Origin of the sequence: Rhizobium sp. 11_C7_N12_5 (assembly GCF_051811145.1) — a bacterium.
Taxonomy (GTDB): Bacteria; Pseudomonadota; Alphaproteobacteria; order Rhizobiales; family Rhizobiaceae; genus Rhizobium; species Rhizobium lusitanum.
Window position 1 is genome coordinate 385,204 of sequence record NZ_JBPWPY010000001.1, and the last position, 15,374, is coordinate 400,577.

Genomic DNA, 15,374 nt, shown 5'->3' on the forward strand with positions numbered 1-15,374 from the left:
AAAATTGCCGGGTGAATTGCCTTTGCGGCGTTCATCCGGTAAAAGCTGCCTGAAAATGGCCTGATTTTTACGGCAGTTCCCGTTGAATGGGGTTCTGCTACATTTTGTTCCGGCATGGCTGGGAAGGGTTTTCATGAGAGCGATGCATAGCGTTCGTGTCGGCGTCAGCTTGGCGGCACTTGTGATTGGCTGCGGCGTGATGTCTGGCTGCCTCAGCAGCCCGACTTACGGCACCGACAAGACGGCAGGTGTGCAGCTTCTGGACGATCTTGGCGATATCGCTTCCATTTCGGCCGCGACGCCGAAGGACAAGGGCGTGAAATATCCGAACCGCCCCGGTCTGGTCGTTCCTCCCGACAAGGACAAGGCCAACCTGACTCAGCCGCAGCAGTCGCTGGCAAGCAAGGATAATCCGGCCTGGCTGGAATCGCCTGAAGACGCACGCAAGCGTCTTGCCGATGAAGCCGACCAGAAAAAGAACGACGTCAATTATCGTTCGCCGCTGGCTCAGGCCGACAGCACCAAAAACCGCATGACCGAAGCACAGCAGACGGCGGCCTATCGCGCCGCGCGTCAGGATCAGGCCGGCACCTATATCGACCAGCGCCGCTACCTGATCGACCCGCCGCAGCAATATCGTCAGGTTTCCGATCCGACTGCCCTCAACGATGTCGGTACGCCCGAGTCGAAGAAGGAAAAGCAGCGCAAGAAGGACGCCGAAGCCGCACAGCAGACCAACAACAGCAGTTGGTGGAAGCCCTTCCAATAAGCAGTTCACAGGGCGGCCTTCCTGCATAATTCTCTAAATAGGAATCGATTAGGGAAAATTATGCAGCATTTTAAAGTGTTGCAGCGCCGCGCGGCGCTGTAAGCCGCCGCTTTTCAGCCTTCGGAGCGTTTCGGTTGAAAGAAGCCTCTGAGGATCTCGGCAGATATTGTTTCCCCGATACCGGAGTAGACTTCCGGCGCGTGATGGCAGGTCGGCTGATGGTAAAAGCGTACGCCATTGTCGACGCCGCCTCCCTTCGGATCCTCGGCGCCGTAATAGAGGCGGCGGATGCGCGCAAACGAAATCGCAGCGGCGCACATGGTGCAAGGCTCCAACGTGACGTACAGATCGGCGCCCGCAAGACGCTCTTGCCCCAGGTCCTCGCAGGCCAGGCGGATGGCGACGATTTCAGCGTGTGCGGTAACGTCGTTGAGCTCGCGGGTGCGATTGCCGGCCTTGGCGACAACCCGGTTGTCAAGCACGAGGACAGCGCCGATCGGCACTTCGCCACGTTCGCCGGCGCTGCGCGCTTCGGCCAGCGCAAGCTCCATGAATTGATTTGTAGCCGCCATTCAAGATTTTCCACTTAACCGCAAGGGCGCGACCTGATAGGAACACGCCTTAAAAATTCAGGCAAACAACAAATGACAATGAATGACAAGCCCAAGCGGCCTGGGTCTAAACCCTTTGCTGGCGACAAGCAGACGATAAAACGCGATGGCGCGAAGCCGGTAAAGGCCGCGGTAGCCCGCGCTACGGATGAGACAGTAGCCGGAGACGGAAAGGCGGAACGCATTTCCAAGGTGATGGCGCGCGCCGGCGTGGCCTCGCGCCGCGACATCGAGCGCATGATCATGGACGGCCGCGTCAGGCTGAACGGCGTGCTGCTGGATACGCCGGTCGTCAACGTGACCCTCACGGACAAGATCGAAGTGGACGGCATGCCGATCCGCGGCATCGAGCGCACGCGCATGTGGCTCTACCATAAGCCGGCCGGTCTGGTGACCACCAATGCCGATCCGGAAGGGCGCCCGACCGTCTTCGACAACCTGCCCGAAGAACTGCCACGCGTCATGTCGATCGGCCGCCTCGACATCAACACCGAAGGCCTGCTGCTGTTGACCAACGACGGCGGGCTCGCCCGCGTGCTGGAACTGCCGACCACCGGCTGGCTGCGTCGCTACCGCGTGCGCGCCCATGGTGAGATCGATCAGGACGCGCTCGACAAGCTGAAGGAAGGCATTGCCGTCGACGGCGTGCTCTACGGCTCGATCGAGGCGACGCTCGACCGCACGCAAGGATCCAACGTCTGGATCACCATGGGCCTGCGCGAAGGCAAGAACCGCGAAATCAAGAACGTGCTCGGCGCGCTCGGCCTCGAGGTCAACCGTCTGATCCGCATTTCCTACGGCCCGTTCCAGCTTGGCGATCTGCCGGAGGGTCGCGTATTGGAAGTGCGCGGCCGCACGCTGCGCGATCAGCTCGGCCCGCGTCTGGTCGAAGACGCCAAGGCGAATTTCGATGCGCCGCTCTACAATGCCCCGGCGGTTGCCGGCGAGGATGAGGCCGAGGCTAAGCCGGCAGCACACACCGCAAAGGAAGAGCGCCCGAGGCGTGACCGCGAGCGTCCCGAGGACAAGCGCGAGCGCGCCTTGAGCCGCCTCGACACCAAGCGCGACGATCGTCGCGACGAGGGACGCCGCGAAGGCGGCCGCAAGGAGGATGACCGCCCGAAGCGCCAGCCGCTCGGGTCGCGCCGCAGCGCCAATGTCTGGATGGCGCCCGGTGCCCGTCCGCTCGGCGAAAAGGCTGCCGCGAAAGCTGCCAAGAATACCAGAACCGCCGCCAAGCGCGGCGAGCCCGAGCGTCCGCAACGCAGCGGTTTCGACCGTCCGGACGAAGGCCCCCGCGTTCGCGTCAATCGCGTCGACGAGGCGGATGGTGAATGGATCCGTTCGAGCGAGGAAGCACCGCGCAAGTCGCGCGGCGATGACGAAGGCTCCGATCGCAAGCGCTCAGATCGCCCCCGTGGCGACCGTCCTTTCGGCGATAAGCCCCGTGGTGACCGTCCCTTTGGCGACAAGCCCCGTGGCGAGCGGACGTTCAGCGATCGTCCCCGCGGCGAACGTGGCTCGCGGCCGGAGGGTAGTGACCGTCCCCGCGCGAAATCTTTCCAGGGCGAAGCCCGCTCCGAGCGTCCCCGTAGTGAGCGCCCGGTCGGGGATCGCCCGCCGCGTGGCGACCGTCCCTTTGGCGATAAGCCGCGCGGTGCTCGCCCTTATGGTGACAAGCCCCGTGGCGATAGGCCATTCAGCGACCGTCCCCGTGACGACCGCCGGCCCCGCGCCGAGGGCGAGGAACGTCCGCGCGCAAGATCGTTCGATGGCGAGCAGCGTTCCGAACGTCCTCGCGGCGATCGTCCATTTGGGGATCGTCCGCCGCGTGGCGACCGGCCCGCTGGTGATCGCCCGCAGGGCGAACGTTCTTTCGGTGACCGGCCGGCCGGCAAGCCCTTCGGCAAAAAGCCGGGAGGCGGCAAATCCTTCGGCGGCAAGCCGGCTGGAAAGCCTGGCGGTTCGCGCGGTTTCTCAGGCAAGCCCGGCGGCGCGGGCCGTCCGTCCGGTGGCCCAACTCGCAGTGGCCCAAGTCGCAGCGGCCCGAGCCGTGGCGGCCCTGGTAGGGGCGGCCCCAAGGGCGGAAAGGGTTGACGCGCGGTGAGGATCGTCGGCGGTGAGTTTCGCGGTCGCTCTCTTGCAACGCCGAAGTCGAACGATATTCGTCCGACGGCGGATCGCACGCGCGAGAGCCTGTTCAATATTCTGAGCCACGCCTATCCCGAAGCCATCGACGGCACGCGGATGATGGATATTTTCGCCGGCACCGGCGCAGTCGGGCTGGAAGCGGCATCCCGTGGCTGCCGCCATGTGCTTTTCGTCGAAAGCAGTGTCGAGGGCCGTGGCTTGCTCTGGGAAAATATCGATGCGCTTGGCCTGCACGGCCGCACGCGCATGCTGAGGCGCGATGCGACGGATCTCGGCAGCGTCGGTAACCTCGAACCTTTCGATTTTCTCTTCGCCGATCCACCCTATGGCAAGGGGATGGGCGAGAAGGCCTTTGCGGCCGCCGCAGCTGGCGGCTGGCTCGTGCCGGGCGCCCTGGCTATCCTCGAAGAGCGGGCAGACGTGACGATTGCCGTCCCGTCGGATTTCCTGTTTCTGGAGGAGCGGACCTTCGGCGACAGCAAGATGCATTTCTTCCGTTATCAGCCACAGGCGGCCTGACGGGGGAAGGAGAGAAAGATGGGCGACTACGCTGATTTCGTCGGCAGCGACTATACGCTTGCTGTCTCCAGCACGCCGAGCGTGGCGGTTGCCTTCGGCTGTGGCGGCGCGCGGGGTCTCGCCCACATCCATATCATCGAGGCGCTGGACGAACTCGGCATTCGCCCCGTTGCGATCGCCGGGGCTTCCATCGGCTCGATCATGGGCGCTGCCATGGCGGTTGGCATGAGCGGCGCCGAAATCCGCGATCATACCCTCGCAACGGTCGGCAATCGCCCCGCCGTGCTCAACAAGATCTGGAGTTTGCGGCCGGTAAACATGCGCAGCATCCGCTTCGGTCAGTTCAATCTCGAACGCATCCTGCGTACTTTCCTGCCGACCACCTTTCCTGAGAATTTTGCGGATTTGCACATACCGCTGAAAGTGGTGACGACGGATTATTACGAGCAGGCCGAGGTGGTGATCGAAAAGGGCGAGCTTTTTCCGGTGCTCGCCGCATCCGCTGCCATCCCTGCCGTTTTCATGCCGGTCAAACTCGGCGAACGGGTGATGATCGACGGCGGCATCATGAACCCCGTTCCTTATGAGCATCTGGCCGGGCTTGCCGATATCATCATCGGCATCGACGTCGTCGGCGGCCCGGAAGGCAATGGCAGGCATATTCCGAACCGCATCGAAAGCCTGTTCGGTGCCGGCCAGCTGACCATGCAGTCCAACATCGCCTTGAAACTGCGCCTGCAGGCACCGCAAATCTTCCTGCGGCCGGCTGTCGGCCGCACCGGTGTGCTTGACTTCCTGAAGGCGCGCGAGATTCTCGCGATGTCAGCCGGCGTCAAGGACGAGCTGAAATTCGCCCTCGACCGGGTGATAACAGCGAAGAATTAGGCGCTATTCCGAACCAACATCCTGTCAAAAGATACTAAGCCCGCTCCGGCTCCTCCTGCGGCAGCGCCACGAGATCGTCAGCGTCGCTATACGCTTCGGCCGCGCGCTTCGGCTTGACCAGCGGTTCCGGCTTGACAGGACGTGAATAGAGCATGTCGGTACCCGCCTGCAGCCCCTCGCTCACCTGCAGCACGAGCCGTTGCTCGTCGCGCTTGCGGATATCCTCGCCGATCTCATAGGCCTCGGCTTCGCTGACGCCGAGGGCCTCCAGCGTGCGGCGGCCGAAGAGCAGACCGGATTCCAACGTCTCGCGCAGCTCGTAATCCACGCCCTTGTGACGCAGTTCGATCGAATGAATGCGGTCATAGGAGCGAACGAAGAGGCTCGCATGCGGATAGTCCGTCTGGACGAGCTCGACGATCTTGTCGGTAACCTCGCGCAGATGCGTGCTGACGACGACGATCTTGGCGCGATCGATGCCGGCGGAGCGCAGCACCTCCTTGCGGGTGCCGTCGCCGAAATAGATGCGGAAACCGAAGCTCGACGCCTGGCGGATACGATCGGCGGAAAAGTCGATGACGGTGACGTCCCGGCCGCTGGCGAGCAGGATCTGCGCGGCGATCTGGCCGAAACGCGAAAAACCGATCATCAGCACATCGGAACCGGCGCCCTCGAAATCCTCGTCCAGTTCCTCCTGCGTGTCCGCCGTTATCAGGCGTTTCGAAAGCGCCGCGCTGAGCGGCGTCAGTGCCATGGACAAGGTGACGATGGCGATCAGCATCGATGCGGTGCTGGCCGAGAAGAGGCCGCCGCTGGCGCTGGCCGCGCTGAACAGCACGAAGCCGAATTCGCCGCCTTGCGGCAGCAGACCGGCGATGCGGACGGCGTCGTTATGCGGCGAGCCGGCCACACGGCAGAGCGCGTAAATCACGATTGCCTTGACGATCATGACGACGGGAACGGCAAGCAGGATCAGCACCCAGTTGTCGACGATCACGTCGAGTTTCAGCGACAGGCCCACGGCGATGAAGAAAATGGCGAGCAACACGCCGCGGAAGGGCTCGATATCCGCCTCCAGCTCGTGACGGTAGGAGGATTCGGCCAGCATCACGCCGGAGAGAAAAGCGCCCATTGCCATCGAGAGGCCGGCAAGCTGCATCAAGGTCGCCGATCCCATGACCACCAGGAGGGCAGCGGCAATCATCGCCTCGCGCGCGCCGGTGCGGGCGATCACCTGGAACAGCGGCGTCAGCAGATAGCGACCGGCGATGATCATCGCCGCCACCGCGCCGACGGCGACCGCCAGGTCAGGCAGGGGATTGGTGGCCTCCTTCGGCCCGTCGAGAACGGTGACGAGCGCAAGAAGCGGCACGATCGCCAGATCCTGCAGCAGCAGCATGGAGAAGGAGCGCTGGCCGTACTTCGTGTTGACGTCGCCCTGCTGTTCCAGGATCTGCATCGCGAAGGCGGTAGAGGAGAGGGCGAGGCCGAAGCCGATGATGATGCTGCCCTGCCAGCCGGCAATATTGGCGAGATAGGCGGCGAGCGTCAGCGCCAGTCCGCTGAGGATCACCTGCGCGGAGCCGAGACCGAAAATATCGCGCCGCATCTGCCAAAGCCGAGACGGCTTCAGTTCGAGGCCGATGATGAACAACAGGAAGACGACACCCAGCTCCGCGACGGCGAGCACGGCTTCGCTGTCGCCAATGCCGTGCAGGATCGGGCCGATCACCACGCCGGCTGCCAGATAGCCAAGCACTGTGCCCAGCCCCAGTTTCTTGAAAATCGGCGCCGTGACGACGGCGCCTCCGAGCAGCATCAGGGTTTCGGTGAAAAGGCTATTGGGGGCGGACATCGTCTGTTTCTTTCCGTAGGGCAGGCGGTGTTGCAACACATGACTACGATAAACAGCCATGCGTGAAGAGATTAGAACAAGAATCGGCTCGGCCGCCCTTGATGCTTTATGTAGTGCACAATAAATGGAACGCGAATGAAAGGCCAAATCATGTCTTCAGAAATCGATTCCGCCGCTCTGCTTTCCCGTGCCAGCCAGTTGATCGACCTTGCCCGGAAAGCCGGGGCGGATGCGGCCGATGCCGTCGTCGTGCGATCGCGAGCCCAGTCCGTCAGCGTTCGCCTCGGCCAGGTGGAGGGCACCGAGTCCTCCGAAAGCGATGATTTCTCACTGAGGGTCTTCGTCGGCAACCGTGTCGCCAGCGTTTCCGCCAATCCCGGTTTCGATCTGCAGGCGCTTGCCGAGCGTGCCGTGGCAATGGCAAAGGTGTCGCCGGAAGATCCGTTCGCCTGCCTTGCCGACGAAGGCGACCTTGCCAAGAGCTACCCCGATCTCGAACTCTTCGATCCCACAGAGGTTTCCTCCGCCGAATTGCGGGAAGCAGCGCTTGCGACCGAAGCGGCGGCGCTCGCCGTGCCCGGCGTCAGCAATTCCGTGGGTGGGTCTGCGTCCGCCGGCATGGGCGGCCTGGTTCTCGTCACCTCACATGGCTTTGCCGGCCACTATATGGGATCGCGCTTCGGCCGCTCCGTCAGCGTCATTGCCGGTGAAGGCACCGGCATGGAACGCGACTATGATTTCGACAGCCGTCTCTATTTCGCCGAGCTGGACACGGCCGAGGAGATCGGGCGCCGCGCTGGCGATCGTGTCGTCAAGCGCATCAATCCGCGCCAGGTTCCCACGGATAAGAACGTCACCGTCGTGTTCGATCCGCGCGTCGCGCGCGGCTTCGTCGGCCACATCGCCGGCGCGATCAACGGCGCCTCCGTTGCCCGCAAGACCAGCTTCCTGCGTGACAAGATGGGCCAGCAGGTCTTGAAGGCCGGGCTTTCGATCACGGACGATCCGCTGGTCGTGCGCGGCCCGGCTTCTCGGCCCTTCGACGGCGAGGGCGTCTCCGGCAAGCGGCTGGTCATGATCGAGGATGGCGTGCTGAAATCCTGGTTCCTCTCCACGTCAGCTGCGCGCGAGATCGGCGGTGGTCTCAAGACCAACGGCCGCGGCGTTCGCGGCGGCACGACGGTATCCCCGTCCTCCACCAATCTGGCGCTGGAACCGGGCGATATATCCCCGGAGGAGCTGATCCGCAGTGTCGGAACCGGTTTCTACGTCACCGAACTTATCGGTCAGGGCGTCAACATGATCACCGGCGAGTACAGCCGCGGCGCCACAGGCTTCTGGATCGAGAACGGGGAGTTGACCTTCCCGGTTTCGGAGGTGACGATCGCCTCCAATCTGAAGGACATGTTCATGCGCGTGACGCAGGCCAACGACATCGACCGCGATTTCGGCGTCGCCGCCCCGACGCTTGCCATCGAAGGCATGACGCTGGCAGGACGCTGAGGAGTAAGTAGAGATTGGAATCTGTGAATGAGCGATAGCCAGAAGGCCGGCCGGCTGAGCGATGTGGACCTGATTGTCGAGGCCGCGCTCGAGGCAGGCAGGATCGCTCTCGGTTTCTTCCGGCAATCGCCGGAGGTCTGGTGGAAGAATGGTGGCCTCTCTCCGGTGAGCGCCGCCGATTTTGCCGCCAATGAAAGCCTTGCCGCTATCCTGCGTTCGGCGCGCCCCGGCTATGGCTGGCTCTCGGAGGAGACCGATGACGACGCCGATCGGCTGTCGCATCAAACCGTCTTCGTCGTCGATCCGATCGACGGCACCAGGGGCTTCCTCGCCGGATCGGACTTGTGGTGCGTCAGCGTCGCCGTCGTCACGGATGGTCGCCCGGTGGCGGGGGTTCTGTACGCGCCGTCCCTGGATGAGCTGTTCGTGGCGACAGCCGGAGGCGAGGCGTCGAAGAACGGCAAACCGATCCATGTCTCGCAAAGGTTGGGCGACGATCCTCATCGGCTGGCGACGGGCGAAGATATGCTCACGGGCTTCGATCCGGATTTCCGCAAGACGGTCGAACGGGTGAAACACATCCCCTCGCTTGCCTATCGCCTTGCCATGGTTGCGGATGGCCGCCTGGAAGCAACGCTCGTCAAGCGCAATTCCCACGACTGGGATCTGGCAGCCGCCGACCTCATTCTGGAGCGGGCCGGCGGCGCGCTCGTCGATCTCTCCGGCAATGCGCTGCGCTACAATCGCGCCGAAGTATCGCATGACGAGCTTTGCGGCGCGCCGGCATCGCAGCTTCCTGAATTTCTCCGTCAACTTTCGCACCGACGAGACAGTTGACCTTTTGGTCAAAATCCCGCAGATGAAGGGCGGAGGGGGACGACAGTAGAAAGAGACGAAAATGACTGATACCAGCGGCAAAAAGCAGCTCCTGCACCTAGTCTTCGGTGGTGAATTGGAAAACCTCGAAGAGGTCCAGTTCCGCAACCTCAACGAACTCGATATCGTCGGCATGTATCCCGATTATGCGAGTGCCTTGACGGCGTGGAAATCCAAGTCGCAGCAAACTGTCGACAACGCCCATATGCGTTATTTCATCGTCCATTTGCATCGTCTGCTCGATCCGCAGGAAAAAGCGGGATCTTGAGGTCGTTTCATACCGAAATTTGCATTTGATATTTCCCTCCGATGAGGCGTTATCGCTTTAAATTCGGCTGTGAAACAGTATCTTTGACACAATAAGAACGAAAAATCGGCCGTTTATTCGGCCGTTTGATAATTGGGATTTGGCATCGATGATGATCAGCTGGGATAGGAGTCGATCGAGATGAGCAGCCTCAGGGCGCGCTTTGCCTTGAGCGCCTATCGTTTTGGCGGGATCGCTGTCTATCCGTTCATCGGGCCTTACCTTGCGGTTCGTGCCGCGAAGGGTAAGGAAGATGGTTCCCGCAAACTGGAGCGTTCCGGCTATGCGAGCGCCAACCGCCCGCAAGGGCCGCTGATCTGGTTCCATGCCGCAAGCGTCGGCGAGACCTCGGCGGTCATCCCGCTGATCCGCGAAATCCGTCGTCGCGACATTCACGTCATTCTGACGACCGGCACGATCACCTCGGCAAAGGTGGCGCATGAGCGTCTCGGCGAGGAGGTCATCCATCAATATGTGCCCCTCGATCTGAAGCCGGCGATACGACGTTTCCTCGATTATTGGCAGCCCGATTGCGCGATTTTCGCCGAATCCGAGATCTGGCCGACCACCATCACCGAGCTTGGTCGCCGGCGCATTCCGCAGATCCTCGTCAATGCCCGCATGTCGGACCGCTCCTACGCCCGCTGGAGCAAGCATCCCTCGCTTGCCGAAGCGCTGTTCGAAAATCTCGCTTTGGTCGTTGCCCAGTCCGATCTCGATGGAGAGCGCTTCCGCGATCTCGGCGCCGTGCAGGTGACTAGATCGGGCAATCTCAAGGTGGATACCGACGCGCCGTCCTGCGATGCGCCAACGCTTGCCGGCTACATGAAGCAGATCGGCGGCCGCAAGACCTGGGCTGCGGTTTCGACTTTCGAGGGCGAGGAGGCCGCTGCAGCCTCCGTCCACAAGATGCTGAAGGAGCATAACGGCCAGCTCACCATCATCGTGCCACGCCATCCCGAGCGCTGCGATGCGATCGAGGCGATGCTCGTGGAACAGGGGCTGAAGGTGGCGCGCCGCACTCGCAACGACATACTGTCATCCGACGTGGATGTTTTCCTTGGCGATACGATCGGCGAGATGGGCCTTTATCTGCGCATGACCGAAGTTGCCTTCATGGGCAAATCGCTGTTCAACGAGGGCGGCCAGAATCCACTGGAGCCGGCCATGCTCGGCTGCGCGATCCTGACCGGCGGCCATGTCCAGAATTTCCGCGATGCCTATCAGGTGCTTGCCCGTCGCGGCAGTGCCCGCATGGTGCGCGACACCGAGATGCTGGCTCGCGGCGTTCATTATTTGCTGACCAACGACACGGCGCGGCGCGGCATGATCGATGCCGGTTTCGTGGCCGTGCATGAGATGCGCGGCGCCCTGGCAGCAACGATCAAGGGGCTCGAGCCCTATATCAATCCGCTTACGGTGAAGGCGCGGCTGCTGCCGAAGACGATGGCGAACGGCTAGGAAAGGAACGGCATGGCGGCGGTCAAGCTGGGAGCGATTGCGGGGCTTCTTTTCGACAAGGACGGCACGCTGCTCGACTATGACGCGAGCTGGTTGCCGGTCAATCGCGAGCTTGCCCGAATTGCCGCGCATGACGATGCCGTCCTCGCGGATCATCTGCTTTCCGCATGCGGCATGGATCCCAAGACAGGCCATATCGTGCCGGACAGTCTGCTGGCGGCCGGCAACACGCGCCAGATTTCCGAAGGTCTTGTGGCGGCCGGCTCGAAGATGGACCTATCGGAGCTGATAGAAAGGCTCGACGCACTCTTTGCGCATGCGGCGGATTTTTCCTCGCCCGTCACCGATCTCGCCGGCTTCTTCCGTCGGTTGCATGAACGGGGCTACAAGCTCGGGGTCGCCTCCAGCGATAACGAGCGCTCCATTCGCCAGACCGCCCGCCGCTTCGGTTTCATCGACTATCTCGATTACATCGCCGGCTACGACAGCGGTTTCGGCACCAAGCCGGAGCCGGGCATGGTGCTCGGCTTCTATGCGGCAACCGGTCTTTCGCCAGTACAGGTCGCTGTCGTCGGCGACAACAATCACGATCTTCACATGGGGCGCAACGCCGGCGTGGGGCTGACCGTCGGCGTGCTGACGGGAACCGGCTCGCGCGAGACGCTGACAGCCGCATCCGACTATTGCCTCAACGACATTACCGAACTGGAGAGCCTGCTCATGCCGGTCGCTCAATTGGCGTGATCTTGCCAAAGGCTTGCTTTTTCACCCGATCTGCCCTTTTCTGCCGCCTTGCTGAAGGCACAGGGACGAGGCTGGATTAGAAATATGGTATCGGAAGCACCACCTTTCTGGTGGCGAAAACCGGATTGGCGTGCCTGGGGGCTCTCACCCTTTTCCTTCCTCTATGGTCGCATTGCCGGACACCGCATGGTGAACGGCAAACGAGCCTCCGTGCCGGTGCCGGTCATTTGCGTCGGCAACTTCACGGTCGGCGGGGCCGGCAAGACGCCGACGGCGCTCGCTCTGGCCCAGGCTGCGAAAGCCAAGGGCATGAAGCCCGGGTTCCTCAGCCGGGGCTATGGCGGCTCTCTCGATGTTACCACAGTGGTCGATCCCGAGCATCACCATGCCACGGCTGTCGGCGATGAGCCGCTGCTGCTTGCCCGCGAGGCGCTGACGGTGATTGCCCGTCGCCGTGCCGAGGGCGCGGAGCGGCTTGTGCGTGAAGGCGCGGATCTCATCATCATGGATGATGGTTTCCAGAGCGCGCAGCTAGCAATCGATTATGCACTGGTGGTGATCGATGCCGGCAGAGGCATCGGCAATGGCCATCTCGTTCCGGGCGGTCCGGTGCGCGCGCCGCTGCGCACGCAGCTTCTCTATGCATCCGCTTTGTTGAAGGTCGGCGATGGCAATGCCGCCGATCGCATCGTTCGGCTTGCCGCGCGGGCCGGAAAACCCTTCTTCGCCGCCTCCGTCAAGGTGCGCGGCCAGGAGGATCTGCGCGGGCGCAATGTGCTCGCTTTCGCCGGCATCGCCGACCCCGGCAAATTCTTCCGCACGGTCGAGACGCTCGGGGCGAATATCGCCATCCGCCGCACTTTCGGAGATCATGAGCATCCGGGCGAGGACGAGGTTGCGGATATTCTCGATATCGCAGCGCGCGAAGACCTCCAGATTGTCACGACATCCAAGGATTACGTTCGCCTGATCGGTCATCACGGCCGCGCCGATGAGCTGCTTGAGCGTTGCCGCGTCATCGAGATCGATATGGTTTTCGACGATCCGCAGGCTCCAAAGCTGATCATCGACAGGGCGATCGCGACGGCTCGCGAACGGCGCTTACGGGAAGGAAGGACCGGCAAAAGCGGCTAGAGCGGTTGCGCGTTTCACGGAATCGCCTGACCGCTCTGGCTTATTGTTTTTGCGCAATTCCGGACGGAAAACCGCTACGCACTTTTCCTGAAATTGCTCTAAAGCTGCCGGCCCGTGTCAGGCAAAAGCCAAGATATTCAGCGTTTCTGGTTGGGAAGCGCGCCGGCCCGCTTTTCGGCCTCCAGCGAGGACATCACATCGGCATAGGGTTCCTGCCGGGCAACGCTCCAGTAGCGCAGCTCATCGAGCGCAATGCGCTGGCCGGTCATGGCGCAGATGACGTACGAGCCGGGCATCAGGATCTGGAAGTCGCCGTCGAGGTAGCGAACTTTCGCCTCGCGGTTCCCATGTCCTTCGAAAAGATTCATCTGATGCCGTCCTCGATCTCTGTCACCTGTTTGCCATACCGCGCCGGACGGGACTTTTCCAGTCCTTTCGAAACGGGGCGTCTTCAGCTGCGCCCGAAGAGCCGTTCGATGTCCGAGAGCTTCAGCTCTATATAGGTCGGCCGGCCGTGGTTGCACTGGCCCGAGCCCGGCGTCGCTTCCATCTGGCGCAGCAGCGCGTTCATCTCCTCCGGCCGCAGCCGCCGCCCTGAGCGTACCGAACCGTGGCAGGCCATGGTCGCGGCCACATATTCCAGCTTCGCGGCAAGCCCGGAGGCGGTGTCCCACTCGGCGATCTCATCGGCCAACTGCCGGATAAGCCCTTGCGCATCGACCTCGCCAAGCATAGCCGGCGTCTCCCGCACGGCAATTGCGCCAGGACCGAAGCGCTCGACGGCAAGGCCAAGCTCGCCAAGCTCTTCGGCGAACACCATCAGCCGGTCGCAATCCTCTTCCGGCAGGTCGACGATCTCGGGGATCAGCAGGACCTGCGAGGATAGCCGCTTCGAATGCAGGGCCTTGCGCATCGCTTCGAATACCAGCCGCTCATGCGCCGCATGCTGATCGACGATGACGAGGCCGTTTTCAGTCTGCGCGACGATATAATTCTCGTGCAGCTGGGCGCGGGCAGCGCCCAGCGGAAAGCGGGACGGTTCTTCGGCACGCATCGGCTCTATCGGCTGAGCAGCCTCGGCGCGGGCAGTGGGCATGGCAAGCCCGTCGAAGGCAGCCTGAGACCTTTCCGTGAAACCGTATCCTCCGGCTGTCGCGGTCCTCTCATAAGGGCGTGATGGCGATGTTTCTGGCGTCCAAGGAGCGGCCGCGGGCGATGGCCGCCATCCCGGCTGGAAGCCCGAGCGGCCGGCGGTGAAAGCGCGCAGCATGCCATCCGCCCCCGTCGTTGCGGCACGATCGCCCTCCCGCACCAATGCCTCGCGGATCGCGCCGACGATCAGGCCGCGCACGAGGCCGGGATCGCGGAAGCGCACATCCGATTTCGCCGGATGCACATTGACGTCCACGAGCGCCGGGTCGACCGTCAGCGAGAGGACGGCGACGGGGTAGCGGCCGGAGGGAATGGTTTCGGCATAGGCGCCGCGGATCGCCGACAGGATCAGCTTGTCCTGCACTGGCCTGCCGTTGACGAAGGCATATTGGTGTGCCGAGTTGCCGCGATTGAATGTGGGAACGCCGGCAAAGCCGGTGAGGCCCACATCCTCGCGCATGGCGTCGAGCGCGATGGCGTTATCCTTGAAATCCGCGCCGAGCACTTGCGCCATGCGCGCGAGATGATCGTTACCGGTCGCTGGAAATTCGAGCGTCGAACGATCGCTGCCCGACAGCACGAAACGCACCTGTGGGAAGGCGATCGCCATGCGCTTGACGACCTCGGTGATGGCAGCGGCTTCCGCCCTCTCGGTCTTCAGGAATTTGAGGCGCGCCGGCGTCGCAAAGAACAGGTCACGCACCTCGACGATCGTGCCGGGATTGGCCGCCGCCGGGCGCAGATGCAACACCTTTCCGCCGGCAACAGCAATCTCCGTGCCGCCGGCCGCACCCGTCCTGCGGCTGGCGATCGACAGCCTTGCCACGGAAGCGATGGAGGGCAGGGCCTCGCCGCGAAAGCCGAGCGTGCGAATATCCTCCAGCGTATCCGAGATTTTCGACGTGCAGTGGCGCCTGACCGCGAGTTCGAGGTCTGCCTCTTCCATTCCGGAGCCGTTGTCGCTTACCCTCAGCAGCGCCTTGCCGCCGCCTGCCGTGGCGATTTCGACGCGCGTTGCGCCGGCATCGATCGCGTTCTCGATCAGCTCCTTGGCAGCACTTGCCGGCCGCTCGATGACTTCGCCCGCGGCGATCTGGTTGATCAGTGTTTCGGAAAGTTGCTTGATGGCCATGGCTTCATTCTCGTGGATTCGCGGCAGTGTGAAAAGAGGAAAGGCGGCGCTCGTGTCATCATCCACCCGTTTCCATCCAGGGGCTTTGTTAAGAAATTTAATCAATGTTTAAGGGAATGATGACAGGTTGCGTGACAAGAAGCTTGAAATGACTACAGGTGGCGCGCTTCGTGCACGCTGGAGGCTCTTGATGGCAGGTTGGTGGCCGTCAACTCTCATGAGCCAGGTTCCATCTGTTTCAAGTGGCAAGGCCAGCATGATATTTTCATAAATTT

The 15,374-nt window shown here is 62.6% G+C and carries 14 protein-coding genes; 10 read left to right on the plus strand and 4 right to left on the minus strand.

All coding sequences use genetic code 11. The features are described 5' to 3' along the window. The first annotated feature begins 133 nt into the window (after positions 1-133). Positions 134-769 (plus strand): hypothetical protein, encoded by a 636-nt coding sequence (locus tag AB8B29_RS01830; protein WP_037200826.1) that lies wholly within the window; start codon positions 134-136, stop codon positions 767-769. Positions 770-882: 113 nt separating this feature from the next. Here AB8B29_RS01830 and AB8B29_RS01835 read toward each other — a convergent pair whose 3' ends face one another. Beyond that, positions 883-1,341, minus strand: a complete 459-nt coding sequence (locus AB8B29_RS01835) for a nucleoside deaminase (RefSeq protein ID WP_037200829.1) — start codon at positions 1,339-1,341, stop codon at positions 883-885. Between the two features lie 72 nt (positions 1,342-1,413). Here AB8B29_RS01835 and AB8B29_RS01840 point away from each other — a divergent pair, with 72 nt between their 5' ends. The 3 genes from AB8B29_RS01840 to AB8B29_RS01850 are packed head-to-tail and all read left to right on the plus strand — an operon-like array spanning position 1,414 to position 4,935. Further along, the gene (locus tag AB8B29_RS01840; protein ID WP_037200830.1) at positions 1,414-3,477 is read left to right on the plus strand and encodes a pseudouridine synthase; all 2,064 of its coding nucleotides are present in this window, start codon (positions 1,414-1,416) and stop codon (positions 3,475-3,477) included. A gap of 6 nt (positions 3,478-3,483) precedes the next feature. Continuing rightward, positions 3,484-4,050, plus strand: coding sequence for a 16S rRNA (guanine(966)-N(2))-methyltransferase RsmD (gene rsmD / locus AB8B29_RS01845; protein WP_037200831.1), 567 nt, complete (start codon positions 3,484-3,486; stop codon positions 4,048-4,050). Between the two features lie 18 nt (positions 4,051-4,068). Continuing rightward, positions 4,069-4,935: a patatin-like phospholipase family protein gene (locus AB8B29_RS01850; protein WP_037200832.1), complete on the plus strand. Its 867-nt coding sequence runs from the start codon at positions 4,069-4,071 to the stop codon at positions 4,933-4,935. A 34-nt stretch (positions 4,936-4,969) separates the two neighbouring features. Here the strand turns inward: AB8B29_RS01850 and AB8B29_RS01855 are convergent, their stop codons facing one another. Further along, on the minus strand, positions 4,970-6,790 hold the full coding sequence (locus tag AB8B29_RS01855) for a monovalent cation:proton antiporter-2 (CPA2) family protein (protein WP_037200834.1): 1,821 nt from the start codon (positions 6,788-6,790) through the stop codon (positions 4,970-4,972). Between the two features lie 150 nt (positions 6,791-6,940). On the opposite strand from AB8B29_RS01855, the gene AB8B29_RS01860 reads away from it, so the two are divergent. The 6 genes from AB8B29_RS01860 to lpxK all read left to right on the plus strand — a co-directional run bounded on the left by AB8B29_RS01860 (position 6,941) and on the right by lpxK (position 12,815). Next, positions 6,941-8,293 (plus strand): TldD/PmbA family protein, encoded by a 1,353-nt coding sequence (locus AB8B29_RS01860; RefSeq protein ID WP_037200848.1) that lies wholly within the window; start codon positions 6,941-6,943, stop codon positions 8,291-8,293. Positions 8,294-8,320: 27 nt separating this feature from the next. Next, positions 8,321-9,130: a 3'(2'),5'-bisphosphate nucleotidase CysQ gene (locus AB8B29_RS01865; RefSeq protein ID WP_037200835.1), complete on the plus strand. Its 810-nt coding sequence runs from the start codon at positions 8,321-8,323 to the stop codon at positions 9,128-9,130. Positions 9,131-9,191: 61 nt separating this feature from the next. After that, positions 9,192-9,437, plus strand: coding sequence for a DUF4170 domain-containing protein (locus AB8B29_RS01870; RefSeq protein ID WP_439006097.1), 246 nt, complete (start codon positions 9,192-9,194; stop codon positions 9,435-9,437). A 180-nt stretch (positions 9,438-9,617) separates the two neighbouring features. Beyond that, positions 9,618-10,937 carry a lipid IV(A) 3-deoxy-D-manno-octulosonic acid transferase gene (gene waaA / locus AB8B29_RS01875; RefSeq protein ID WP_037200838.1) on the plus strand — a complete coding sequence of 440 codons (1,320 nt, stop codon included), beginning with the start codon at positions 9,618-9,620 and terminating at the stop codon, positions 10,935-10,937. Positions 10,938-10,949: 12 nt separating this feature from the next. After that, positions 10,950-11,681: an HAD family hydrolase gene (locus AB8B29_RS01880; RefSeq protein ID WP_037200839.1), complete on the plus strand. Its 732-nt coding sequence runs from the start codon at positions 10,950-10,952 to the stop codon at positions 11,679-11,681. An 84-nt stretch (positions 11,682-11,765) separates the two neighbouring features. Beyond that, positions 11,766-12,815 carry a tetraacyldisaccharide 4'-kinase gene (gene lpxK, locus AB8B29_RS01885; RefSeq protein WP_113119361.1) on the plus strand — a complete coding sequence of 350 codons (1,050 nt, stop codon included), beginning with the start codon at positions 11,766-11,768 and terminating at the stop codon, positions 12,813-12,815. A gap of 137 nt (positions 12,816-12,952) precedes the next feature. On the opposite strand, the gene AB8B29_RS01890 is transcribed toward lpxK, so the two are convergent. Beyond that, complete coding sequence (locus AB8B29_RS01890; RefSeq protein ID WP_047560846.1) at positions 12,953-13,183, minus strand: DUF2093 domain-containing protein; 231 nt, start codon at positions 13,181-13,183, stop codon at positions 12,953-12,955. 83 nt (positions 13,184-13,266) lie between these two features. Continuing rightward, positions 13,267-15,099 carry a DNA mismatch repair endonuclease MutL gene (gene mutL, locus AB8B29_RS01895; protein WP_113119369.1) on the minus strand — a complete coding sequence of 611 codons (1,833 nt, stop codon included), beginning with the start codon at positions 15,097-15,099 and terminating at the stop codon, positions 13,267-13,269. Between the last annotated feature and the right edge of the window lie 275 nt (positions 15,100-15,374).

Excerpts from the sequence above, each read along its gene's own strand:
- AB8B29_RS01830 (WP_037200826.1), top strand. The coding sequence starts at position 134 with ATGAGAGCGATGCATAGCGTTCGTGTCGGCGTCAGCTTGGCGGCACTT.
- AB8B29_RS01835 (WP_037200829.1), bottom strand. The coding sequence starts at position 1,341 with ATGGCGGCTACAAATCAATTCATGGAGCTTGCGCTGGCCGAAGCGCGC.
- AB8B29_RS01840 (WP_037200830.1), top strand. The coding sequence starts at position 1,414 with ATGACAATGAATGACAAGCCCAAGCGGCCTGGGTCTAAACCCTTTGCT.
- AB8B29_RS01850 (WP_037200832.1), top strand. The coding sequence starts at position 4,069 with ATGGGCGACTACGCTGATTTCGTCGGCAGCGACTATACGCTTGCTGTC.
- AB8B29_RS01855 (WP_037200834.1), bottom strand. The coding sequence starts at position 6,790 with ATGTCCGCCCCCAATAGCCTTTTCACCGAAACCCTGATGCTGCTCGGA.
- AB8B29_RS01860 (WP_037200848.1), top strand. The coding sequence starts at position 6,941 with ATGTCTTCAGAAATCGATTCCGCCGCTCTGCTTTCCCGTGCCAGCCAG.
- AB8B29_RS01865 (WP_037200835.1), top strand. The coding sequence starts at position 8,321 with ATGAGCGATAGCCAGAAGGCCGGCCGGCTGAGCGATGTGGACCTGATT.
- AB8B29_RS01870 (WP_439006097.1), top strand. The coding sequence starts at position 9,192 with ATGACTGATACCAGCGGCAAAAAGCAGCTCCTGCACCTAGTCTTCGGT.
- waaA (WP_037200838.1), top strand. The coding sequence starts at position 9,618 with ATGAGCAGCCTCAGGGCGCGCTTTGCCTTGAGCGCCTATCGTTTTGGC.
- AB8B29_RS01880 (WP_037200839.1), top strand. The coding sequence starts at position 10,950 with ATGGCGGCGGTCAAGCTGGGAGCGATTGCGGGGCTTCTTTTCGACAAG.
- lpxK (WP_113119361.1), top strand. The coding sequence starts at position 11,766 with ATGGTATCGGAAGCACCACCTTTCTGGTGGCGAAAACCGGATTGGCGT.
- AB8B29_RS01890 (WP_047560846.1), bottom strand. The coding sequence starts at position 13,183 with ATGAATCTTTTCGAAGGACATGGGAACCGCGAGGCGAAAGTTCGCTAC.
- mutL (WP_113119369.1), bottom strand. The coding sequence starts at position 15,099 with ATGGCCATCAAGCAACTTTCCGAAACACTGATCAACCAGATCGCCGCG.